We start from the raw sequence: 22,415 nt of genomic DNA, 5'->3' as shown, positions 1-22,415 counted from the left end.
TATCAGCCGCCGTAGCGACATCTGCTGCTACTTACTTGGGCGGGAAGGACGTAAAGGTCGCCTTGGCACCCAGCCGCTTGGCCATGACATCGATGGCGGGCTGGTTCTGGTCCACGCACACGAACTTCCGGTCCAGCTTGGCCGCCACCGCGCCAAGAGTTCCGGAACCGGCAAAGAAGTCCAGGCACCAGTCACCGGGCCGGCTGGACGCGGCCACCACCCGGCGGATGAGGCCCTCGGGCTTCTGCGTCGGGTAGCCGGTCTTTTCCTTGCCGGTGGGTGAAACGATGGTGTGCCACCAGACGTCGGTGGGCAGCTTCCCGAGCTCCCGCTTGGCCGGGGTCACCAGCCCGGGAGCCATGTACGGTTCCCGGTCGACCTCCGCGCTGTCGAAGTGGTACTTGGCCGGGTTCTTGACGTACACGAGGATGTTGTCGTGCTTGGTGGGCCAGCGGTACTTCGCCCGCGCACCGTAGTCGTACGCCCAGATGATCTCGTTCAGGAAGCACTCGCGGCCGAAGATGGCATCGAGCATCACCTTGGCGTAATGGACTTCCCGGTAATCCAGATGGAGGTAGAGCGTGCCGTCGTCAGCCAGCAGCCGCCAGGCTTCCACGAGCCGCGGCTCCAGGAAAGACCAGTAATCGCTGAAGGCGTCGTCATAGCGGTGCAGTGCGCCCTTGATGGTGTCGTACGAGCGGCCCTTGAAGCCCACGCGGTCCCCGTCACCGCCGGCGTTGAGCACCATCCGCGTTTCCTGGCGCGTCTGGGCCCTGCCGGTGTTGAAGGGCGGATCCACGTAAATGAGTGTGAAGGCGCCGTCCGGCAGCGAGGGGAGGAACTCCGCGTTGTCCGCGTGAACCACCAGGTTGCTGCCGTCCGGCGCCCAGACGGTGTCAGTCATCGAGGCTGTTATGCCTCAGTGCTGCGTTGCTGCGGGCCGTTGTCGGCTCCGGCTACCACTTCGCCGTTGCGGCGGCGGGTGCGGGTCCTGCTGCGGCGGGCGCGGGGGTCCACTTCGCCATCGGCCGTAGCCGCAGCAGCGGGTTCGGCGGCGGGCCCGGTGGCGGCGGTCGCCGCATCGGACGTACGACGACGGCGGTCGCCTGAGCGGGCGCCTTCGGAGCCGCTGCGGCGGCTGGAGTCACGCCCGCCTGAACGGCCGGCGTCGCGACCGCTGTCACGTCCGCCGTCCCTTGCGCCGTCCCTTGCGCTGCCGCGCGTGTTCTTCTTGCCGGTCTCGCCCAGGTCCTCCAGGACTTCGGCGTCAACACCGGCGAGCGTGCGCTTGTTGCGGGGCAGCCGGCCCTTGGTGCCTTCCGGAATGTCCAGCTCTTCGTACAGGTGCGGGGAGGAGGAGTACGTCTCCACCGGCTCGGGGTAGCTCAGGCCCAGTGCCTTGTTGATCAGGCCCCAGCGCGGCATGTCGTCCCAGTCAACGAAGGTCACGGCGGTGCCCTTGTTGCCGGCGCGGCCGGTGCGGCCCACGCGGTGCAGGTAGATCTTTTCGTCCTCAACGCACTGGTAGTTGATGACGTGCGTGACGTCGTCCACGTCGATGCCGCGGGCGGCGACGTCGGTGGCCACCAGGACGTCCACCTTGTTGTTGCGGAAGGCCCGGAGTGCCTGCTCACGGGCACCCTGGCCCAGATCGCCGTGGATGGCGGCGGCGGCGAAGCCACGGTCCACCAGTTCCTCGGCCACCTTCGCGGCCGTGCGCTTGGTCTTGGTAAAGATGATGGTGCGGCCGCGGCCGCGGGCCTGCAGGATGCGCGCAACAACTTCAACCTTGTCCATGCTGTGGGCACGGTAGATGAGCTGGCGGATGTCGCGCTTGGTGAGGCCCTCGTCGTCGGGATCAGCTGCCCGGATGTGGGTGGGCTGCGTCATGTACCGGCGGGCCATGGCGATGACCGGGCCCGGCATGGTGGCGGAGAACAGGAGGGTCTGACGGACCGCCGGCGTAGCCGCGATGAGCGTTTCCACATCCGGGAGGAAGCCCAGGTCCAGCATTTCGTCGGCCTCGTCAAGGATGACCATCTTGACGTTCTTCAGCACCAAGTGCTTCTGCTTGAACAGGTCGATGAGGCGGCCGGGGGTGCCCACCACCACCTCGACACCCTTCTGCAGGGCCTCCACCTGTGGCTCGTACGCACGGCCGCCGTAGATGGTGGCGATGCGGGCATTACGCTTCCGCGACGCGTTCTGGAGGTCGTTGGCCACCTGGACAGCCAGTTCGCGGGTAGGCACAATGACCAGGGCCTGCGGCGCACCGGGAACGGCGAGCTTGTCGAAGCCGGCGTCGTCCGGGCCCACCACGCGCTGCAGCGCAGGGATGCCGAAGCCGAGGGTCTTGCCGGTGCCGGTCTTGGCCTGGCCAATGATGTCGTGGCCGGAGAGGGCTACGGGCAGGGTCATGGCCTGGATGGGGAAGGGGTGGGTGATCCCGGCGTCAGCAAGGGATTCGACGATATCGGCGCGGACGTTGAAGTCGGCGAAGGATTTCTCCGCGATCTCATGCGGCTTCTCATCCGAGATGATGGTTTCTTCGGGTTCGATTGTTTCGATGCCGGAATCGTCAGTCAGGATCTGGTGGGTATGCAATTCACTCACAGGGGAGTTTCCTTATTCATTTGGGCATTGGCGCTGCGTGCTCAACGGCCGGCCAACGTGGCCGGACCGGAGCACGCTCGAAGCGCGCAAGCAAATCCAGTGGAAGCCGATCGCGGGCTATCTAAATGCTGGCACTGGTGACCAGCGGGTCAATCTCAAGATCGCGTAGGGGCGGGCTTGTTGAATTCAAAATCAAGGAAATCAACGACCGGGCATCCATATCTACTTCTCCAGTCTAGCCGCACGGACCCCAAATACCGGCTTTTGCCCGTTCAGGCAGGGCCGGTGCACCTCAGGACAGCAACTCGAAGTGGACCTCACGGGCCGCGATGTCGGAGGAGATCAGGCGGACCCGGACCTTGGTCCCGGACTCGAGGTCGCCTGCGCACCGCGCCGTGACGGCTGGCTCGGCGATCTGGATGATCCCCGACGGCCCGTTTCCATTCTTAGCGGCACCGTTCCTGCCGTTTCCGTTCTTGCCCGCGCCGCCGTTTCCGTTGTCCTTCTGGGGCTTGGATCCTGAAATGACGATTGCATCAAAGTCCTGGCCAACGTGGTTGACCAGGAGCGCCGCCTCCACGGTGTCCAGGGCCATGCGCTCCATCCGGGCTGCCAGCTGGTCCGAGCCGGCCATGATTTCCGGCAGGGTGGGCAGGGCTTCCCGCGCCCAGTCCGGCACCGGCTTGCCGTTGCTGAGGGCCTCGCAGATCACCAGGACAAAGCGGTCTATGAGTCGCCGGAGTGGCGCCGTGGTGTGGGCGTAGGCGGCGCCGATCGCCGACTGGATGGCATCGTCAGGGACATCGCCGTCAAAGGCCGTGTAGCTGGCTCCGCGAAACAGCATGCCGGCGGAATGCATGATGGCCAGTTGCCGGGGCTCGGTGGGATCGAGGCTGCGAAGGTACTCGCCATAGCTGATTTTCCCGTCCCAGGCCTTGCCGAGGGCCACGGTCTGGAGCCGGAAATGCCGGAGTGAGCGCTCGTCAGGGGCGGGCATGGTGCGCAGGATGCCGACTTTTCCGGCGAGCATCAGGTTGGCGGCCGCCATTCCGGTCATCAGCGAAATCTGCGCGTTCCAGTCCTCCACCGGGAGCTGCGGGGCAGCGGCAATCCGGTAGCCGCCGTCGGGCGTCTGCACGATTTCCTGTTCTGGCATGTTCAGGCTGGCACCGCCGCGCTGCCGTTCCAGCTCAACGCGTTTAAGGCCGACGTCTTTCAGCAGCTGCAGGACGGGATTGGCGGTTCCGGCGTCGATGTCCGCCTGGACGCCCTTGTAGTCCAGCTTGGCCCGGCTGCGGATGGTTGCACGCCGGACGGAGACGCTGGAGACCTGCGCGGCGTCGTCGAGCCCGAAATCCCACACGAACGCTGAACACAGCTGGTCCGCCAGGAGGCTGCCGGCCTGCTCGCTGATGACCTCGGGGTGCAGCGGAATCCGGCCGTCAGGGGCGTAGAACGTCTGGCCGCGGCGGCGCGTTTCGGTGTCCAGGCTGCCGCCGGGGCGGACAAACGAGGGTACATCCGCGATGGCGTACAGCACCCGGTAGCCTGCGCCGGCGCGTTCGATAAACAGTGCCTGGTCCAGGTCCGTGGACGACGCCGGATCGATCGTCAGGAACTCAACGTCCGTCATGTCGGTGGCGGGTAGCTGGTGCGCAGCAACGGCCGCTTCGGCGTCGCGGACCGCTTCTGCCGGGTAAGGACCCGGCAGTTCCAGCTCGGTCCGGAGGGCGCTCAGTGCTGCCGCGAGGGCGTTGGTCTGCTCGTGGACGTTGGGGGCCAACCGATGATGGGACACGAAAGTCAGGTTAGCCCGGTTTCCCTGATTCGTGCACGCCCCGCCCCGCTGCGCGCCGGATTCTCAAGAGCCGGGCGCCGGACCGTCAGGATGCGGCGGCATCCAGGGCTGCCACGAGCGCTGCGGCTGCTGCCGTGGGGTCGGAGGCTTCCGTAATGGCCCGCACCACCACAATCCGGCCGGCTCCGGCTTCAACCACCTGTTCGACGTTGCCCAGGTCGATGCCCCCGATCGCGAACCAGGGCAGGGTGCTGTCTGCTGCGGAGACGGCCTCCGCGGCATAACGCACAAGGTCAAGGCCGACGGCGGCCCGGCCGGGTTTTGTGGGGGTGGCCCATACCGGTCCGACGCAGAAGTAGTCCAGACCGCCGTCGGCAGTCACCGCCGCGGACATCCGGATGGCACCTTCGATCTGTTCGGAGGTGTGGGTGGACAGGCCCACTGCTGCCCCGGCGCCGAGCAGGGTGCGGGCCGACGCCACGGGCAGGTCCTTTTGCCCGATGTGGAAGACGGGCGCGCCGGACAGCATGGCGATGTCTGCGCGGTCATTGACTGCCCAGAGCCGTCCGTGGCGGGCTGCGGCTGCCTGCAGTACGGCCAACAGTTCCAGTTCCTCGGCGGCTTCGACTTCCTTATCGCGGAGCTGGATGATATCCACCCCGCCGGCGAATGCCGCGTCCACAAAATCAGCGAAGTCACCGCGGTCCCGCCGGGCATCAGTGCACAGGTATAACCGTGCGGTGGCGGGCAGGGTGCCGCCCGTCGCCTGGGCGGAGTAGCTGGGCACGATGTGGGGACTGGAGTGCGCGTTCATGAAAACCACCATAGTTCCCCTAAACTGGGCGAGTACTGCGGGAGCCCGTAACAGCCGTCACAAAGCGGCCGGGCTGAGAGGGCATCAGAGCCGACCGCTTGACCTGATCCGGCTAGTACCGGCGTAGGGAAGGAAACACATGGTCCTGCACGCGGACGTCGCCGTGATCGGTGGCGGAGTCATTGGCCACGGCATCGCCTGGGAGGCACGGCGCTCCGGCCGGTCCGTGGTCCTGATCGATGACGCGCCCGGCTCCGGGGCCAGCTGGGCGGCCGCCGGCATGCTCGCCCCCGTCAGTGAACTGCATTACCAGGAGGAAGACCTCCTGGACGTCATGCTCGAGTCCTCAAGCCGGTGGCCCGCGTTTGCAGCCGACCTCGCCCGCGCGGGGGCGGCGGACACCGGGTACATTACGACGCCGACCCTCGCCATCGGCGCCGACGCTGCGGACCGCCGCACCCTGATGGACCTGCGGAGCGTTCAGCAGGCGAACGGGCTTCTGGTAGAGCCGCTGCCCCTCCGGGAAGCGAGGGCCAGGGAACCGCTGTTGAGCCCGGCAATTTCCTGCGCCTTGGACATCCCGGCGGACCACCAGGTGGATCCGCGGAAGCTGGTGGCCTCGCTCCGTCAGGTCCTGGCCGTCCATAAACCGGGGGCAGGAACCGCCGTGGCCGGTGCCCGTGACGGGTTCGCCGTCGATCACCTCGCAACTGGCCTGCGCTGGGAGGGCGGCCGTGTCAACGGGGTGACGCTGGCCAACGGCGGCACAGTCATCGCCGGTGAGACCATTGTGGCCAACGGCGTGCAGGCGGCCTCGCTCGCCGGCTTGCCGGACGGGCTGCATCTGCCGCTGCGGCCTGTCTACGGCGATATCCTGCGCCTCGCCGTTCCCCGGCATTTGCGCCCGCTGGTTACCTCCACCGTCCGTGGCCTGGTCCACGGGGTGCCGGTCTACATCGTTCCGCGGCAGGACGGCACCGTGGTGATCGGCGCAACCCAGCGGGAGGACGCGCTGTCCGCGGCGGGGGACGGAACCGGGGCGGGCTCTGCGGTCTCGGCCGGCGGCGTCTACCAGTTGCTGCGCGATGCCCAGGCGCTGCTGCCCGCCGTCGCCGAGTTGGAACTCCTGGAATCCACCGCCCGGGCGCGGCCGGCCACGCCGGACAATGCACCGCTGCTTGGCCGGGTGCCTGCCAGCGCAGCCGGCACCGGGCACATCCCCGGGCTGATTATTGCTACCGGGTTCTTCCGCCACGGCGTCCTGCTGACCCCTGGTGCGGCGGCTATCTGCCGGGACCTGCTGGACGGCCGGCATGAAGCCCGCTGGGACGCCCTCAGCCCGGGCAGATTCTCCGGCCTTCCCCGAGTAACTTCTCAACCCACAAAGGAAACAGCATGAACATCACCCTCAACGGCGCGCAGCATGCCGTGCCGCACGACGCGTCCATTACCAGCCTCGTCAGCCAGATCACCGGCCGCCGCCTCGGCGTCAACGGCCAGGCGGCTGACGGACAGAAGCTCGGTGTGGCCGTCGCCCACAATTCCGAAGTAGTTCCGCGCAGCCAGTGGCATGCCACGGCGCTCGCCGAAGGTGACAACGTAGAACTGGTCACCGCAGTTCAGGGTGGCTAAATCATGACAGTAACCACCAGCATCAGCACAACGAACCACTCCGCAGTTGCGGACCGGCTGGTCATCGACGGGGTTGAGCTGGGCTCGCGCCTCATCATGGGCACCGGCGGAGCGCCCAGCCTCGACGGGCTGGGCGCCGCCCTCCTGGCATCAGGAACGGAATTGACCACTGTGGCGATGCGGCGGTACTCGCCGGCGGAGTCCGGGTCCCTCTTCCAGCTCCTGGTGGACCACGGGATCCGGGTCCTGCCCAACACTGCCGGCTGCTTCACGGCCAAAGACGCCGTCATGACCGCGGAGCTTGCCCGCGAGGCGCTGGAAACGGACTGGGTCAAGCTGGAAGTCATCGCCGACGAACAGACCCTGCTGCCGGACGCCGTCGAACTCGTGGACGCCACCGAACAACTGGTGAACCGGGGCTTCAAGGTATTCGCCTACACCAACGATGATCCGGTGCTCGCCCTCAGACTGGAAAACCTTGGTGCCACCGCGGTCATGCCGCTTGGCGCGCCGATCGGCACAGGCCTGGGGATCCTGAACCCGCACAACATCGAACTGATCGTCTCGCGCGCCTCGGTACCTGTGGTGCTGGACGCCGGCATCGGCACGGCGTCGGACGCGGCGCTGGCCATGGAACTGGGTTGTGACGCCGTCCTGCTTGCTACGGCCGTGACCCGCGCCCAGAATCCCGCGCTGATGGGGGAGGCCTTCAAACACGCCGTGATCGCCGGTAGGCTGGCGAAAGCGGCCGGGAGGATACCGCGCCGCGAGCACGCCCTGGCGTCATCGGCGATGGAAAACCGGGCCGAATTCCTCTAGGCCGCGACCTTCCGCCGTGTCGGCCGGGACGGGCTCACGGATCAACCAAGGAGTCCGCTATGGCCGGCACCCAAGACCTCCTCACCCGCGATCAGATTGCCGCCGCCCTGGCGGGGCTTCCTGACTGGAGGTACCGGCTGGGCGGGCTCGTCACGGTCTTCAAAGCGCCGACGGCGGCTGCCGCACTGGAGCTGATTGCCGCCGTCGGACGCTTGGCCGAAGAGCAGAACCACCATCCCGATCTTGACTGGCGGTACAACCGGGTGTTCGTCCGGTACACCTCGCACGACGTCGGCGGTGAGGTCACACCGCGGGACACCACAGCGGCGGCAGCCGCCAGCGAAGCGGCGGCCCAGGTTGGGGCTACAGCCCAGCCGGGACTGTTCAGGACGGTGGAGGTGGGCATCGACACGGCGGACCCGGCGGAAATTGCCGACGTGTGGCGGGTCGCGCTGGGCTACAAAAACGGCCCGGGCGGCGACCTGGTGGATCCTTATGGCCGCGGACCAGCCATCCGGTTCCGGCCAATAGAGAATCCTGATACCGGCAGGCTCAGTGTTGACGTCCATTGGAGCCTTGCCGAATCAGGGCCTGTCCTGGAGAAGGCCGCTGCGAGCGGGGCCGACATGAACCGTGACCACGCACCCGGCCGGGTGGCAGTCACGGATGCGCAGGAAAACCGGCTGTACCTGTGCACGGAGGAAGGCCGGGAGCCGGAGCACTCCTAAGCACCGGCTCCCGATGGTTACAGCTTTTGTTACAGCTTCAGGGCCTGTGTGAGCCGCTGGATGTCGTGGCGTTCGCGGGTCCGTCCCAGGTAGATGACGGCCCCGACGGCCGCCGCGGTGCCCAGGATCATCGGTGCGACCCACGGAATCCAAGTCATCCCGGGCCGGTAGCCAAGGCCGGCCGTGATCAGGAGGATCCAACTGAACGCACCCACCGCCACGGCGATACCGGCGGGCAGTCCCATCCCGTACCTGGCGTGGCGTTTGTCATTGGCCCAGACAATAAAGCCTGCGGCGGCTGTGGCCAGGACAACGATGGTCAGCGAAAGCATGGGTCTCCCTCGGAAAGCGGCGGGCCACCGCCGGGGGCGGTGGCCCGCTTGTGTGCTAGAGCTCTTGTGCTAGAACTGGCCGAAACCGACCTTGCGGGCCTCTTCGGCTCCGATTTCAACGTAGCCCAGGGCGTTGCCGGGGACAATGATGATGCGTCCCTTGTCGTCCTTGAGCCGGAGCTCGGTGCCCTTGGTGATGGCTTCTTCAACGACCGTGGCTACGGCGTCGGCATCCTGCGCCGATTCGAGCACGATTTCGCGGCCAATATTCTGAATGCCAATTTTAATTTCCAAAACGGGGGCCTCCCAGCCAATCAAAGTTTCTTTGGGTTCTCTTATTTGTAGTCTAGGACTCTTTAGGGAAGCGGGAAATTCCGCGCCAAGCTAAACGGTAAATGAGGTCGCTTGCCACATCGAGGTCCAGATTGCCGTCCGTTTCCAGCCAATAACGGGCGCTGACCTGTGCCATTCCGGCAAGTCCCCTTCCCAAAAGCTGTGCCTCCAGGTGCGGAAGCTTGGTGTCCTCGGCAATAACGCGGGCGACGGCGTCCGCGAAGGTTTTGTTGAAAGTCTCCAGCCGGGAACTGACATCGGGGTCGTTGATGAGGTCCGATTCGAAGACCAGGCGGTGGGCCTGGTCGTCGCTGGCGATGAAGTGGTAGTAGGCCCGCATCACTGCCTGCACACGTTCGTCATTGTCCGTGGTGGAGTTCAGGGCGCCCAGCATCAGGTCGGTCAGTGAAGTCAGATGGCTGTCCAGCAGCGCCAGGTACAGCTCCCGTTTGGACGGGAAATGCTGGTACAGCACGGGTTTGCTCACATGGGCCGTTTCGGCGATCTCATCCATCGCGGCCCCGTGGTAGCCGTTGGCGACAAATACCTCCTGGGCTGCCGCCAGGAGCTGCGCCCGGCGTTCGTCCCGGGGGAGCCTGGCGGATCGCTGGCCCGGTGCGCGTTGCGGTGCGGGAGGTTCCCCTCCGGACGCCCGGTCAGCCCGTGTTTCATGGACCACAGTTGCCCTACTTTCCCTTGCCGTTACTTACACAATACTGCCCGGTAATATGACCCGGCGGTATCTCGGGGCATACATTGAGGTATGGCTTCGACTTTGACCGCAACTGATTCCTCTGTCTCGCTTAAACCGCTGGTTGATCCCGCCGGTGAGCTAACCCCGGCTGAGGTGGAAAGATACTCGCGGCACCTCATCATTCCCGAAATCGGTGCAGTGGGGCAGCGGCGGCTGAAGAATGCCAAAGTGCTGGTGATCGGTGCCGGGGGACTGGGCTCGCCGGCCCTGCTCTACCTGGCGGCCGCGGGCGTGGGGACACTGGGAATCATCGATGACGACAGCGTTGACCTCAGCAACCTCCAGCGCCAGGTGATCCACGGCGTCGCGGACGTGGGCCGGCCGAAGATCGAATCCGCCCGGGACGCGGTCGCTGCGCTGAACCCGCTGGTGGAGGTACGGCTGCACAACGTCCGGCTCGACGCTTCCAACGCCCTGGACCTGTTCAAGGACTACGACCTGATCCTCGACGGAGCCGACAACTTCGCCACCCGCTACCTGGTCAACGACGCCGCCGCCATCCTGGGCAAACCGTACGTCTGGGGTTCGATCTTCCGTTTCGACGGCCAGGTCAGCGTGTTCTGGGAAAAGCACGGCCCCACGTACCGCGACCTCTACCCTGAAGCCCCGCCCGCCGGCTCCGTGCCCTCCTGCGGGGAGGGCGGCGTCTTCGGGATGCTCTGCGCTGCCGTGGGATCACTCATGGTGACGGAGGCCGTCAAGCTGATTACCGGCGTCGGGCGTTCCCTCCTGGGCCGGGTGGCACTCTTTGATGCGCTCGGCGGCAGCTGGCGCGAGATCCGGGTCTCCAAGGACCCGGCAACGGAACCCATTACCGAACTGACCGACTACGAGGCCTTCTGCGGCATTACCCCCGCGGTGTCCGCCGACACGGAGCACACTGTCACGGCAACCCAGCTGGCTACGATGCTGGCCTCCCGGAATGCCGGACTGAAGGATTTTGAGCTGGTGGATGTCAGGGAAACCGGCGAACACGACATCGTGAGCATCGAGGGTTCGGTGCTTATTCCGCAGGGCAGGATCCTGGCGGGTGAGGCTTGGGCCGAGCTGCCGCAGGACAAGGACATCGTGTTCCATTGCAAGGCCGGGACCCGGTCTGCCAACGTCCTGGCAGCTGCGCGGAAGGCCGGTTACCAGCGGGTGAGCCACCTCGACGGCGGCATTCTCGCCTGGGTGCGGGACGTGGAGCCGGAAAAGCCGGTGTACTAGGCCCCTCCCCGGTCAGACGCTCTCTCACTTAATGCGCTTAAAACCGCAACGCTCTCTCACTTTCTTGAAGAAAGTGAAAGAGCATCGTCGAGAAACCTGCGTTAAGTGAGAGAGCGTTTCCAAAAAACCCGCATTATGTGAGAGAGCGTCCCGGGGGCAGGGGCGGGGGTTAGGCGGTGGCGGTGCCGCGGTGGTCCGCGATCGCGTGATCTGCCGGGCATTCAGCCTGGGCCGCAGCGGCGGGCTGCTCCACGGTGATGCCGTACAGCGTTTCAAGTGCCGACACGTAGTCGTCCTGCTGGCCGTTCGCTGCCAGCTCGCGGGCACGGACCGTGGGAACGTGCAGCAGCTGCTTGACCATCCGGCGGAGCGCGAACTCCACTTCCTCGGCAGCCGCGGTGCAGCCATGGCGGGCACGGACCCGCTCCATCTCTGCGTCAAGGACGTTCATGGTGTGCCGGCGGAGGGCAACGATGGCGGAGTCCACAGACCGGGCTTCACGTTCCTGCTCGAAGGCCTTGGCGGCGCCGGACACAATCCCGCTGGCCTGGTTCAAGGACTCGGCCTGTTCCTGCGGAGCCGCCAAACGCACGGATTCGAGCGTGAGCAGCTCAACGCCGTCGAGCTGGCCCACTTCCGGGTCAAAGTCGTGGGTGAGGGCGAGGTCGATTGCGATCAGCGGCTGCGTGGACATTGCGCGGACCTGCCGCAGTTCATCGGCCTCCACCCGGTTGTCCGAGCCGCTGCAGCCGATCATGACATCCGCCGCGGCTACCGCCACGGGCAGGGACCCGGCGTCCAGGGCCGTTCCTCCGCGGGTGGCGACGAATGCTTCGGCCCGGCCCGATGACGAAAATACTGAGATGTCCGTGCAGCCCCGTTCACGGAGCAAAGCCATGGTGGCCCCCGCGTAGGCGCCGGTTCCGAACAGGACAACCTTCTTGGTTGACCAGTCAGGACTTTCGGAAAGGTCGGTAGCCAGGTCGAGGGCGACCGAGACGATGGAGAGCCCGCGCGAGCCGAGGGCGGTTTGTGCGCCGACATCCTTGGCCGTTTTGGATGCTGCCTGGAACAGCCGGACAAGGCCGGAACTGGCCGTGCCCTCATGCTGGGCGGTGATCAGGGCCCGGCGGACCTGGCCGGCAATTTCGCGTTCGCCCACGACGGCTGAATCCAGTCCTGCGCTTACGGTGAAAAGGTGCTGGCTGACTTCCGGGCCGGTGCGCGTGCTGAAGGCGCGGGAGACGAGCTGTTCATTGAGGCCGCTCAGGCCGCTGATCTCGGCGACCAGGGCGGCGCGGGCTGCTTCAACGTCGTCCGCATGGGGGGCCTCGCCGTAGATTTCGTAGCGGTTGCAGGTGGCAAGCACTATCGCGCCCTTCACTGCCGGCGATCCGGAGAGTGCGGACGTAGCGATCCCCGAAGCGCCGCTGCTCAGTTGAGCAACGGTCTCAAGATCGATGTCGGCGTGTGTAGCCACCAATGAAAAAAGAACCACAGCAGACCAATCATAGCTTTTTCGTTGCCCGGTAGAACAACCCGGGGCGCGAGCGTGGCTGCGGAACGGCTGTGATTCCTGCCACGCCTGCCCGAAAGCCGTTCCACGTGACAGGCTGTCGTTATCTTTTGGGGCCGACTTTGGGCACAATCGAAGGCATGACTTCCAGCCCAGCCGCGCCTCATGCCCTGACTCACGATGGCGCCCTTGCCGCCAGCCATCCGCTGATGGACGGCCGCACCGCCGATTCCCCGCTGATCACCGCCTACCGTGGCGGCAAGCCGTCGCGCCGGCCGGTGTGGTTCATGCGACAGGCCGGGCGCTCCCTGCCCGAATACCTTAAGGTCCGCGAAGGCGTGGCCATGCTGGACTCGTGCCTGCGGCCGGAACTGGCATCCGAGATTACCTTGCAGCCTGTCCGCCGCCACGACGTTGACGCGGCCATCTTCTTCTCCGACATTGTGATCCCGTTGAAGCTCGCGGGCATCGGCGTGGACATCGTTCCCGGCGTGGGACCGGTTCTGGACAAACCGGTCCGCACGGCAGCGGACGTGGCGGCTCTGCCGCAACTGACGTGGGAGGCGCTGGAGCCGATCCGCGAAGCCGTGCGCCTCACGGTGGCCGAACTGGGCAAGACGCCGCTGATCGGTTTCGCCGGCGCGCCGTTCACGCTCGCGGCGTACATGGTGGAGGGCAAGCCTTCCCGTGACCACCTGGGCCCGCGCACCATGATGCACGCGGACCCGGAAACCTGGGCCGCGCTGGCCAACTGGGCTGCGGACGCCTCCGGGCTGTTTCTCCGTGCACAGCTTGAAGCAGGCGCCTCGGCCGGGCAGCTGTTTGATTCCTGGGCAGGGTCACTGGGCCTAGCCGACTACACCAAGTACGTCGCACCGGCTTCGGCCCGGGCCTTGGACCACGTCCGTCATCTGGGTGCGCCGTTGATCCACTTCGGCACGGGCACGTCCGAACTCCTGGTTGCCATGCGCGACGTCGGCGTGGACGTGGTGGGTGTTGATTACCGCCTGCCGCTGGACGAAGCGAACCGCCGGCTGGGCGGAACGGTGCCGCTCCAGGGCAACATCGACCCGGCGCTGCTGTCCGCGCCGTGGGAGGTCCTGGAGGCTCATGTGCGTGAGGTCATCAGGGCAGGCTCTGCTGCGCCCGGGCACGTGCTGAACCTTGGCCACGGGGTGCCGCCCGAAACCGACGCCAGCGTCCTGACCAGGGTTGTTGAGCTCATCCACTCCATCTCCCCGGAGTAGTCCCGTGGGCAGCTCCTTGAATCCGGCCGTCCTGAAGCCGGCCGTGGTCCTGGGCGGCGGAATCTCCGGCCTGCTGGCAGCGCGGGAACTGGCCACGGCCGGGCACGCCGTGACCGTCCTGGAAGCCAGCGGCACCTGGGGCGGCTGTGTGGGAAGCCACGTGGTGGCCGGCCTCACGCTGGACAGCGGAGCGGAGTCCTTCGCCACGCGCTCCCCGGCAGTGGCTGAGCTTGCCGCTGAACTTGGGCTCGCCCGCAAGATCGTTCCGCCGCGCCCCGGCGGAGCCTGGGTGCAGCTTCCGGAGGGGCCGAGGGAACTGCCCAAGACGGGTGTCCTGGGCATCCCCGCCAACCCGTGGGACCCGGAGGTCCGGCGTTCCCTGGGTTTTGTCGGTTCCCTGCGGGCATCGTTGGACAGGTACCTGCCGGCCCGGGTGGGAGCGGCCGCGGACGTCACGAGCGTCTCGGCGCTGGTGCGGGCGCGGATGGGCCGCCGGGTGCTGGAGCGGCTGGTGGCACCGGTGGTGGGCGGGGTGCACTCCGCAGACCCCGGCCTTCTTGACGTGGACATGGTGGCCCCCGGCCTCCGCGCCGGGATCCGCACGCACGGTTCGCTGGCGGCCGCTGTGGCCGCCCAGCGCCGCGGTGCCATCGGGCCTTCCGTCGCGAAGGCGGGTTCCGCCGTCGCCGGTCTTGAAGACGGCATGCACACCCTGGTGACGGCCCTCCTCAACGATCTCCGGGAACGCGGCGTCACGCTGCTGACCGGTGTCCCTGCGCGCGCCGTGGAACGGACCGCAGATGGCTGGCGTGTCACGGCGGGGGAGTCAACGTACGACGGCGGCCTGCTGGTCGTTGCGCTGCCGGGCCCGGACGCCGTGGGGCTGCTGCAGGAGGCGGTTCCGGCGCTCGCTGGCAGAAGTCCCGGCCACGGTCCCGACGTCCGGCTTGTCACGCTGGTGGTTGATCTCCCTGAACTGGACCGCAGGCCCCGGGGCACCGGGGTCCTCGTGGCACCCCAGACGCCAGGAATCCAGGCAAAGGCACTGACGCACGCCACCGCAAAGTGGGACTGGCTGGCGGCTGCTGCGGGGCCGGGAACCCATGTGCTGCGCCTGTCGTACGGCCGCCTGGAGGGCAGTGGCGCCGAGGGCAGTGGCGCCGAGGGCAGTGGCGCCGAGGGCGGTGGCGCCGAGGGCAGTGGCGCCGAGGGCAGTGGCGCCGAGGGCAGTGGCGCCGTGGGCAGTGGGGGCGCCAATGCCCCGGCCGCCGATTCTGAACTCCTTGCGGCAGCCCTCCGCGATGCGTCCGCGTTGCTTGACGTGCCGGTGCAGGAAAGGGACGTCGTCGGCTGGGATGTGGTCAGGTGGCAGGGTGCGCTGCCGTTCGCGGCTGTGGGCCACAAGGCCCGGGTGGCCGGGATACGCGAAGTCAGCGCGGCGGAGAACGGGCTATGCATTGTAGGCGGGTGGGTTGCCGGCAACGGGCTGGCCGCTGTTGTGTTCGACACACGGAAAGAGGTCCGCAGCCTGCTCAGCTGATCATCGCCCCTGTTCAACGGAATATCGGTCTGCCGGCCGCCCCCGGGGAGCCATATTTCCGGTTTCAGGTCCTTCCGGACATGTGGCTAGGGTCGATGACTATGGTTATTTTCAGGTCCGAACCTTCCCGTTCCAGGACCAGTATCCATGGGGGACTCCGGCGTGGCGCGGCAACTGCCGCCCTCGGAGCGGTACTGGTCTTTTCTGCTGGAATCCCAGCGTCCCAAGCGGCCGAAGGCCGAAGTGATCCCGGAAGGCCGGCCCACGCCAAGGGACCCAAGGACGGTACCGTAATCGACGGCGTGCTGAAGGGCCTGCTGGGCGGTTCGGACGGCCGGCCGAAACCGGGCGAAGACGCACCCTCGCCGGTCCCCACCAGTCCCGCCGCCCGCCCCTCCCCGGTACGCACCGCCCAGCCAGCGCCTCCGGAGACCGCGTCGCCGACTCCCGCACCTGTTGCGCCGACGTCGGCTGCCCCCACTTCGGCGCCCGCCCGGGCTGTTCCTGCCCCCTCGGCCCCGGGCACAGGAGCGCCGGCAACGCCCGGCCAGGAAACCGCCGCGCCGGCCTCAGGTACCTCTACAGCGGCGCCCGCCGCGCCGGCCGCAGGCACCGGCCGGGCGCCCGGCGACGGGACCGGGAGCGGGGAAACCGAGGGCGACGGGACAGGAAGCGACAGGACAGAGAGCGACGGCGGTCCTGCCGCGCCGGGAACGGAAAAGCAGTCCGGCGGCGAGGGATCCCGCCTGTCCGGGAGCAGCCAGGAACCGGCCGCCACCGCGGACGAAACGTCCGCGGCCACGGGCTCTGACCAGGCGGCCGGACAGCCAACGGCCGCCGGAGCTCCCGCGGCCCGGCACAAGATGATCCCGGCACCTGAACCGGCCGCTGAGACCGCCAAGGTATGGCTTGGTGTGGGGCTGGTGGGTTCGGCCGGTGCCGCCGGGCTCCTTTTCGCCAGGATCCGCAACTTCTGACTTATTACCGGATCTGTATTGGGGGTCCGGTAATACAACTTGTGAAATTGGGCACTTCTACGTCTTGTAGAAGTGCCCGGTTTCGACTTGAGGGTGGGGAACGGGCAAACTGGTAACCATGAGCCACACTTCTGCCGAATCTGTCACTAAAACCGAAGAATCAGCCACGCAGTTCTTCACCCTCTGGACCGTGTTCAAGCGCTCCGAGGACATGGTGCGCAGCGCTGACGCTGCCGCCGACTTTGACGCCCTGCTGTCCCGTCTGGCCGACGCCGGCGTGACCCACCGCGGCAGCTACGACGTCTCCGCCATGCGCGCCGATGCCGACGTCATGGTGTGGCTCCACGGCCCCAAGCCCGAAGCCCTCCAGCAGGCCATCCGCGACATCCGCCGCAGCAAGCTCTTCGCCGGGACCGAAATTGTCTGGTCGGCCATGGGCGTGCACCGCGAGGCCGAATTCGCCAAGAACCACACCCCTGCCTATTCCCGCGGTGTGGAACCGGCTGAATGGCTGTGTGTATACCCGTTCGTGCGCTCTTACGAGTGGTACCTCCTGCCCGATGCCGAACGCGGCAAGATGCTGCGCGATCACGGCATGCTGGGCCGGGACTTCCCGCAGGTCATCTCCAACACGGTGTCCAGCTTCGCCCTGGGCGACTGGGAATGGATCCTCGGTCTGGAGGCACCCGAGCTCGTAGACCTGGTTGACCTCATGCGGCACCTGCGTTCCACAGAGGCCCGGCACCACGTCCGGGAGGAAATCCCGTTCTACACCGGCCGGCGCATCACGGCGTCCGAGGTTGCAGAGGTCCTCGCATGACACAGGCTGATCCCCAGGCGGGCCCGACAACCACCGCGGTCAACCCGGTCACTGAGGCCGGGCGGATGGCGCCCAAGGACTACGACGCCGTGCTGCTCGCCTCCTTCGGCGGCCCCGAAGGCCAGGACGACGTCCTGCCGTTCCTTCGCAACGTCACCCGTGGCCGCGGCATCCCCGATGAGCGGCTCGAAGAAGTATCGCACCACTACCGCGCCAACGGCGGCATCAGCCCCATCAACGAGCAGAACCGCCAGCTCAAGGCCGCCCTCGAAGCAGAGCTCGCCGCACGCGGGATCGAACTCCCCGTGCTCTGGGGCAACCGCAACTGGGACCCCTATATCCCGCAGACACTGCAGGACGCGTACGACGCCGGCCACCGCCGGCTGCTGATGGTCACCACCAGTGCCTACTCCTGTTACTCCAGCTGCCGCCAGTACCGCGAGGACATCGGCGTTGCGCTCACTGAGAGCGGCCTGGACGGCCGGCTTGAGGTGGACAAGGTCCGCCAGTACTTCGACCACCCGGGCTTTGTTGAGCCGTTCATCGAAGGTACGGCCGCCGGCCTGGCCGATGTGCAGAAGCAACTCGCCGCCGCCGGCACCCCCGACGCCCCGGTGCACATCCTGTTTGCCACGCACTCCATCCCCACCCGGGACGCCGAGGCAGCCGGCCGGTCCGAGGGCGAACCGCGCGAATTCGAGGAAGGGTCCGCGTACGTTGCGCAGCACCTGGCCACCGGTGCCAAGGTCATTGAAAGGGTCAAGGCCGAATCCGGCCTGACCGCTCCGTGGTCGCTGGTCTACCAGTCCCGCTCGGGTGCTCCGCACGTGCCGTGGCTGGAACCGGACATCAACGACGCCATCGAGGAGCTGGCGGGCCAGGGTGTCAAGGGCATTGTCATCGTCCCGCTGGGGTTTGTCAGCGACCACATGGAAGTTGTGTGGGACCTGGATACCGAAGCCCTGGAGACCTGCCGCAACCTCGGCCTGGCAGCCACGCGCGTTCCCACGCCCGGCACCCACCGGAAGTTCGTGACCGGACTCGTGGACCTGATCTCCGAACGCACGCGTGCCAACAACATCAGCGACCGGCCCGCCCTCACCGGGCTGGGCCCGTGGTACGACGTCTGCCGGCCCGGCTGCTGTGCTAATTTCCGTGGCGAGAAGCCAACCATCGCCGGAGCCGACACCACCGTTGGCACAGGCCATGACGGGTACCCGGCAGGCGGCGCGGGAGCGGCCGCGGGAGAAGGCGTCCTGTGACCGTCCGGATCGGAACCCGGGCGAGCAAACTTGCCCTGACCCAGACCCAGCAGACGGCTGACCAATTGGCCGCTGTGGGCGGCTTCCCGGTGGAGCTGGTTCACATCACCACCGAGGGTGACGTCAAGACCGGATCACTCTCCCAGATGGGCGGCACCGGGGTGTTTGTCGCCGCCCTGCGCGATGCCCTGCTGCAGGAAACCTGCGACGTCGCCGTGCACTCGCTCAAGGACCTGCCCACCGGTGCGGCGCTCGGCCTGACCATCGCAGCGACGCCCAGGCGCGTGGACGTCCGGGACGTGCTGTGCTCACGGGACGGCCTGAAGCTGGCAGACCTTCCGCACGGCGCCAAGGTGGGCACCGGCTCGCCGCGCCGCGCCGCGCAGCTGCGCGCAGCCCGCCCGGACCTTGACGTGCAGGACATCCGCGGCAATGTGGACACCCGCCTTGGCCGCGTCCCGGGCCTGCCCGGCAACGCTGCAGACGCGCGCGGCGACCTAGACGCCGTTGTCCTGGCGGCAGCCGGCCTGGAACGCATCGGGCGCCTGGATACCGTGAGCGAATTCTTCGAGATGGACGTCATGCTTCCGGCACCCGGACAAGGCTCACTGGCTATTGAATGCCGGACGGCTGACGCGCCGCGCCGGGCCGGCTCAACCGAAGGCTCCCAAGGGGTCCTGGCCCAGGCGCTGGCCGCCCTTGACGATGAGGACACCCGCCTCGCCGTGACCGCCGAGCGTGCCGTGCTGGCCCGCCTTGAGGCAGGCTGCGCTGCTCCCGTAGGGGCCTTCGCCTTCCGAAAGGGCAGCATGCTGTACCTCGAGGCAGCGGTGTGCGCCGTCGACGGCAGCCGCACGGTTCGCGAAAAGAAGGCGACGGACGGGCTGACTGAGGTCGGTGCCACCCTGCTCGGAATCGAAGTGGCTGAGCTTCTGCTGGCCGCCGGTGCCGCGGAGATCGCGGACCTTGCTGCCTCCTGAGGACGTGGGCGCACAGGCAGGCGCCCTGGGCGGCAGGCGTGTCCTGATCACCCGGAGCGCCGACCGTGCCCGGCCGCTGGCCTCGCTGCTCAGCGGCCTTGGGGCCGAGCCTCTGGTCCTGCCGCTCATCGACTTCGAACGGGCAACGGACCAGGCAGCGCTGGATGCCGCCCTGGACGCCCTCGCTGCCGGCGGCTTCGACTGGCTTGTGGTCAGCAGTATCACCACGGTGCGCGTGCTCGTGGAAAAGGCTGCCGGGCGCGGGACAACGCCGGCTGGCCTGGTCCCGACCGGAACGCGGGTGGCCACCATCGGGCCGTCCTCCCGGCAGGTCCTGGAAGCAGCGGGCATTCCCGTGGCGCTGGCGCCGGTGGACAACCAGTCCGCCGAAGGGCTCGTGGGCCTCTGGGCGGCAGGCTCCGGGCGCGTGCTGCTGCCGCAGGCGGACATCGCTGCGCCTGGCCTACGCGAGGGCCTTGCGGCCAAGGGGGCCGACGTGACCTCCGTGGTGGCGTACCATACAGTGGACTTCCCGGCGCGGCCGGGATTCCGCCTGCAGGCGGAACTACCTGCCGCCGTCGACCGTTCCAGGCACACAACGGCTGAGGAACTGAGCCCGCTGCAGGCACGGGGAGAGCTCGACGCCGGGACCATCGACGCCGTCGTGGCCGCATCGCCCAGCGCCGCACGCCGCATCGCCGCGGCCCTGCTCCCGCTGGGCAGGTGCCGCTTCATCGCCATCGGGCGCCCGACGGCGGCAGAAGCCGTCACGCTCGGCATTCCGGTGGCCGCCACCGCCAAAGTACCCACCCCGGACGGCATAGTGGCAGCCCTGGGCACAGTATTCGCCAACGAAGGGAACATCCGATGAGTTTTCCGAGTCACCGCCCGCGCCGCCTCCGCACCACGCCCGCCATGCGCCGGCTCACCGCCGAGTACCGCCTGGCTCCGGCGGATCTGATCCTGCCTGTCTTCATCCGCGAAGGCATCGGCGAGCCCGCCCCCATTACCTCCATGCCAGGCGTGGTGCAGCACACCACCGAGTCCCTCAAGCGCGCCGCCGCGGAAGCCGTAGAGCTGGGCGTGGGAGGAATCATGATCTTCGGTGTACCTGCGGAACGGGACGCCCGCGGCACCGCCTCCCTGGCCCCGGACGGAGTCCTCAACAAGGGCATCCGCGACGTCCGCGCCGAAGTGGGCGATGACCTGGTCATCATGGGGGACCTGTGCCTGGACGAATTCACTGACCACGGCCATTGCGGTGTCCTGGACGCCGACGGCTATGTGGACAATGACGCCACCCTGGAAATTTATGGCCGGATGGCTGTGGCCCAGGCGGAGGCCGGCGCCCACGTTGTGGGCCCGTCGGGCATGATGGACGGCCAAGTGGCCGTGATCCGCCAGGCCCTTGAGGACTCCGGCAACAAGAACACCGCCATCCTGGCCTACGCGGCCAAGTACGCTTCGCCCTTCTACGGCCCGTTCCGTGAAGCCGTTGACTCGCAGCTCACGGGGGACCGGCGCACCTATCAGATGGATGCTGCCAACCGCCGTGAAGCCATCCTTGAGGTGGAACTGGACCTCGAAGAAGGCGCCGACATGGTGATGGTCAAACCGGCCATGAGCTATTTGGACATCCTGGCCGACGTCGCCGCGATGAGCCCCGTGCCCGTCTCCGCCTACCAGGTCTCGGGTGAGTACGCGATGATCGAGGCTGCCGCGGCGAACGGCTGGATCGACCGACGCGGTGCCATCACGGAATCTGTCCTGAGCATCAAGCGGGCGGGTGCCAACACCGTGCTGACCTACTGGGCCGCCGAACTTGCGGGTTGGCTCAAGGAATCATGACTGGTTGGGAATGTTTTCGGAGTGCGGGTAGTTTGTATGCGTATGCATGAAAATAGCGAGCATTCCGGAACCACTCCTTCAACCCCGGCCAGCCCCACCGCGCCCGTCCCGGCTGACACCATCCTGCTGGGCGTCAGCACGTTCGGCGACGTCGACCTCGATGCCGACGGCGCACCCAAGCACCACGCCCGGGTGCTGCGCCAGGTGGTGGAACAGGCCAAGGTGGCGGACGCCGTGGGTCTCCACTCCTTCGGCGTCGGCGAGCACCACCGCAAGGACTTCGCCGTCAGCGCGCCGGACGTGGTGCTGGCTGCCATCGCCACGGCGACGGAAAACATCCGCCTTGGAAGCGCCGTCACCGTCCTGAGCTCCGATGACCCCATCCGTGTCTTCCAGCGGTTTGCCACGCTGGACGCCGTCTCCAACGGGCGCGCGGAAGTGATCCTGGGCAGGGGCTCGTTCACGGAGTCCTTCCCGCTGTTCGGCCAGGACCTCGCCGACTACGACATCCTGTTTGAGGAGAAGCTGGCGCTGTACGACCAGGTGCGCTCCCAGAACCCGGTCAACTGGGACGGGCGGACCCGGGCCAGCCTCCGCGGCCAGATGGTCTACCCGCACGTGGAAGGCCGGCTGCTGCCCACCTGGATCGGTGTTGGTGGCTCGCCGCAGTCCGTGGTCCGCACCGCTTCCTACGGCTACCCGATGGTGCTGGCGATCATCGGCGGCGAACCGGAGCGCTTCCGCCCGTATGCCGACCTCTTCCGGCGAACCCTTGCCGAGGCAGGCAAGGAACCGCAGGCACTGTCCGTACACTCGCCGGGATATGTGGCCGAGACCGACGAACAGGCCCTTGAGGAGTACTACCCGCACTGGCTCGCCGTGCGGAACAAGCTGGGGGCGGAGCGCGGCTGGGGCCCGGCCGGGCGCGGGGAGTTCGAAGCCGCTGCGGATGACGACGGCGCCCTGTTCATCGGTTCGCCGGAAACGGTGGCCGCGAAGGTGGTCCGGCTGAAGGGCACACTCGGCGCGGACCGTTTCGAGATGAAATACAGCAGCGGCACCCTGCCGCACGAACAGATGATGCGCTCGATCGAACTGTTTGGTTCCAAGGTGGCACCTATCGTCGCAGACAAGCTGGCGGACATCCCCGCACGCCGCTGACGCCACCGGGAAGCAGCCGGGGCCCGCGCGTG

22 protein-coding genes and 1 riboswitch are annotated in these 22,415 nt (G+C 67.3%); of the genes, 14 read left to right on the top strand and 8 right to left on the bottom strand.

What is annotated here, in order from left to right:
• Nucleotides 1–31: 31 nt before the first annotated feature.
• The 4 genes from IDT60_RS12990 to thiE all read right to left on the bottom strand — a co-directional run bounded on the left by IDT60_RS12990 (nucleotide 32) and on the right by thiE (nucleotide 5,225).
• Nucleotides 32–904 carry a site-specific DNA-methyltransferase gene (locus IDT60_RS12990; RefSeq protein WP_164198771.1) on the bottom strand — a complete coding sequence of 291 codons (873 nt, stop codon included), beginning with the start codon at nucleotides 902–904 and terminating at the stop codon, nucleotides 32–34.
• A gap of 8 nt (nucleotides 905–912) precedes the next feature.
• On the bottom strand, nucleotides 913–2,613 hold the full coding sequence (locus tag IDT60_RS12985) for a DEAD/DEAH box helicase (RefSeq protein WP_191079363.1): 1,701 nt from the start codon (nucleotides 2,611–2,613) through the stop codon (nucleotides 913–915).
• Nucleotides 2,614–2,905: 292 nt separating this feature from the next.
• The gene (locus tag IDT60_RS12980) at nucleotides 2,906–4,411 is read right to left on the bottom strand and encodes an RNB domain-containing ribonuclease (RefSeq protein WP_191079362.1); all 1,506 of its coding nucleotides are present in this window, start codon (nucleotides 4,409–4,411) and stop codon (nucleotides 2,906–2,908) included.
• Between the two features lie 85 nt (nucleotides 4,412–4,496).
• On the bottom strand, nucleotides 4,497–5,225 hold the full coding sequence (gene thiE / locus IDT60_RS12975; protein ID WP_191079361.1) for a thiamine phosphate synthase: 729 nt from the start codon (nucleotides 5,223–5,225) through the stop codon (nucleotides 4,497–4,499).
• A 27-nt stretch (nucleotides 5,226–5,252) separates the two neighbouring features.
• Nucleotides 5,253–5,372: riboswitch (TPP riboswitch) on the top strand.
• On the opposite strand from thiE, the gene thiO reads away from it, so the two are divergent.
• From thiO to IDT60_RS12955, 4 genes are all read left to right on the top strand, one after another.
• The gene (gene thiO, locus IDT60_RS12970) at nucleotides 5,365–6,624 is read left to right on the top strand and encodes a glycine oxidase ThiO (protein WP_191079360.1); all 1,260 of its coding nucleotides are present in this window, start codon (nucleotides 5,365–5,367) and stop codon (nucleotides 6,622–6,624) included. Its footprint overlaps the riboswitch before it by 8 nt.
• Nucleotides 6,621–6,857, top strand: coding sequence for a sulfur carrier protein ThiS (gene thiS, locus IDT60_RS12965; protein WP_164198776.1), 237 nt, complete (start codon nucleotides 6,621–6,623; stop codon nucleotides 6,855–6,857). The genes thiO and thiS overlap by 4 nt, the downstream gene beginning before the upstream one ends.
• A gap of 3 nt (nucleotides 6,858–6,860) precedes the next feature.
• Nucleotides 6,861–7,676 (top strand): thiazole synthase, encoded by an 816-nt coding sequence (locus IDT60_RS12960; protein ID WP_191079359.1) that lies wholly within the window; start codon nucleotides 6,861–6,863, stop codon nucleotides 7,674–7,676.
• 59 nt (nucleotides 7,677–7,735) lie between these two features.
• A complete protein-coding gene (locus IDT60_RS12955; RefSeq protein WP_191079358.1) occupies nucleotides 7,736–8,404 on the top strand; it encodes a 4a-hydroxytetrahydrobiopterin dehydratase in 669 nt (222 codons plus the stop codon).
• A gap of 29 nt (nucleotides 8,405–8,433) precedes the next feature.
• On the opposite strand, the gene IDT60_RS12950 is transcribed toward IDT60_RS12955, so the two are convergent.
• The 3 genes from IDT60_RS12950 to IDT60_RS12940 form a co-directional block, all read right to left on the bottom strand.
• Nucleotides 8,434–8,736, bottom strand: a complete 303-nt coding sequence (locus tag IDT60_RS12950) for a hypothetical protein (RefSeq protein WP_191079357.1) — start codon at nucleotides 8,734–8,736, stop codon at nucleotides 8,434–8,436.
• Between the two features lie 69 nt (nucleotides 8,737–8,805).
• Complete coding sequence (locus IDT60_RS12945; RefSeq protein WP_056343932.1) at nucleotides 8,806–9,030, bottom strand: DUF3107 domain-containing protein; 225 nt, start codon at nucleotides 9,028–9,030, stop codon at nucleotides 8,806–8,808.
• Between the two features lie 52 nt (nucleotides 9,031–9,082).
• Nucleotides 9,083–9,748: a TetR/AcrR family transcriptional regulator gene (locus tag IDT60_RS12940; protein ID WP_164198780.1), complete on the bottom strand. Its 666-nt coding sequence runs from the start codon at nucleotides 9,746–9,748 to the stop codon at nucleotides 9,083–9,085.
• A gap of 84 nt (nucleotides 9,749–9,832) precedes the next feature.
• On the opposite strand from IDT60_RS12940, the gene moeB reads away from it, so the two are divergent.
• A complete protein-coding gene (gene moeB, locus IDT60_RS12935; protein ID WP_191079356.1) occupies nucleotides 9,833–11,032 on the top strand; it encodes a molybdopterin-synthase adenylyltransferase MoeB in 1,200 nt (399 codons plus the stop codon).
• Nucleotides 11,033–11,201: 169 nt separating this feature from the next.
• Here the strand turns inward: moeB and IDT60_RS12930 are convergent, their stop codons facing one another.
• Nucleotides 11,202–12,530 carry a glutamyl-tRNA reductase gene (locus IDT60_RS12930; protein WP_191079355.1) on the bottom strand — a complete coding sequence of 443 codons (1,329 nt, stop codon included), beginning with the start codon at nucleotides 12,528–12,530 and terminating at the stop codon, nucleotides 11,202–11,204.
• Nucleotides 12,531–12,688: 158 nt separating this feature from the next.
• Here IDT60_RS12930 and hemE point away from each other — a divergent pair, with 158 nt between their 5' ends.
• The 9 genes from hemE to IDT60_RS12885 all read left to right on the top strand — a co-directional run bounded on the left by hemE (nucleotide 12,689) and on the right by IDT60_RS12885 (nucleotide 22,383).
• Nucleotides 12,689–13,795: a uroporphyrinogen decarboxylase gene (gene hemE / locus IDT60_RS12925; protein ID WP_164198783.1), complete on the top strand. Its 1,107-nt coding sequence runs from the start codon at nucleotides 12,689–12,691 to the stop codon at nucleotides 13,793–13,795.
• 4 nt (nucleotides 13,796–13,799) lie between these two features.
• Nucleotides 13,800–15,335, top strand: a complete 1,536-nt coding sequence (locus IDT60_RS12920) for an NAD(P)/FAD-dependent oxidoreductase (RefSeq protein WP_223883714.1) — start codon at nucleotides 13,800–13,802, stop codon at nucleotides 15,333–15,335.
• A gap of 101 nt (nucleotides 15,336–15,436) precedes the next feature.
• A complete protein-coding gene (locus tag IDT60_RS12915; RefSeq protein ID WP_191079354.1) occupies nucleotides 15,437–16,312 on the top strand; it encodes a hypothetical protein in 876 nt (291 codons plus the stop codon).
• A gap of 118 nt (nucleotides 16,313–16,430) precedes the next feature.
• A complete protein-coding gene (gene hemQ, locus IDT60_RS12910; RefSeq protein WP_164198785.1) occupies nucleotides 16,431–17,132 on the top strand; it encodes a hydrogen peroxide-dependent heme synthase in 702 nt (233 codons plus the stop codon).
• Nucleotides 17,129–18,394 carry a ferrochelatase gene (locus tag IDT60_RS12905; protein WP_164198786.1) on the top strand — a complete coding sequence of 422 codons (1,266 nt, stop codon included), beginning with the start codon at nucleotides 17,129–17,131 and terminating at the stop codon, nucleotides 18,392–18,394. The genes hemQ and IDT60_RS12905 overlap by 4 nt, the downstream gene beginning before the upstream one ends.
• Complete coding sequence (gene hemC, locus IDT60_RS12900) at nucleotides 18,391–19,374, top strand: hydroxymethylbilane synthase (protein WP_191079353.1); 984 nt, start codon at nucleotides 18,391–18,393, stop codon at nucleotides 19,372–19,374. Before IDT60_RS12905 ends, hemC begins: the two co-directional genes overlap by 4 nt.
• A gap of 4 nt (nucleotides 19,375–19,378) precedes the next feature.
• A complete protein-coding gene (locus IDT60_RS12895) occupies nucleotides 19,379–20,245 on the top strand; it encodes a uroporphyrinogen-III synthase (protein ID WP_191079352.1) in 867 nt (288 codons plus the stop codon).
• Entirely contained in the window at nucleotides 20,242–21,222 is a 981-nt protein-coding gene (hemB, locus tag IDT60_RS12890; protein ID WP_191079351.1) for a porphobilinogen synthase, read from the top strand. Before IDT60_RS12895 ends, hemB begins: the two co-directional genes overlap by 4 nt.
• A gap of 42 nt (nucleotides 21,223–21,264) precedes the next feature.
• Nucleotides 21,265–22,383: an LLM class flavin-dependent oxidoreductase gene (locus IDT60_RS12885; protein ID WP_191079350.1), complete on the top strand. Its 1,119-nt coding sequence runs from the start codon at nucleotides 21,265–21,267 to the stop codon at nucleotides 22,381–22,383.
• The last annotated feature ends 32 nt before the right edge of the window (nucleotides 22,384–22,415 follow it).

The organism is Pseudarthrobacter sp. BIM B-2242, assembly GCF_014764445.1.
Taxonomy (GTDB): domain Bacteria; phylum Actinomycetota; class Actinomycetes; order Actinomycetales; family Micrococcaceae; genus Arthrobacter; species Arthrobacter luteus_A.
This window is presented reverse-complemented; position numbering and strand designations above follow the sequence as displayed.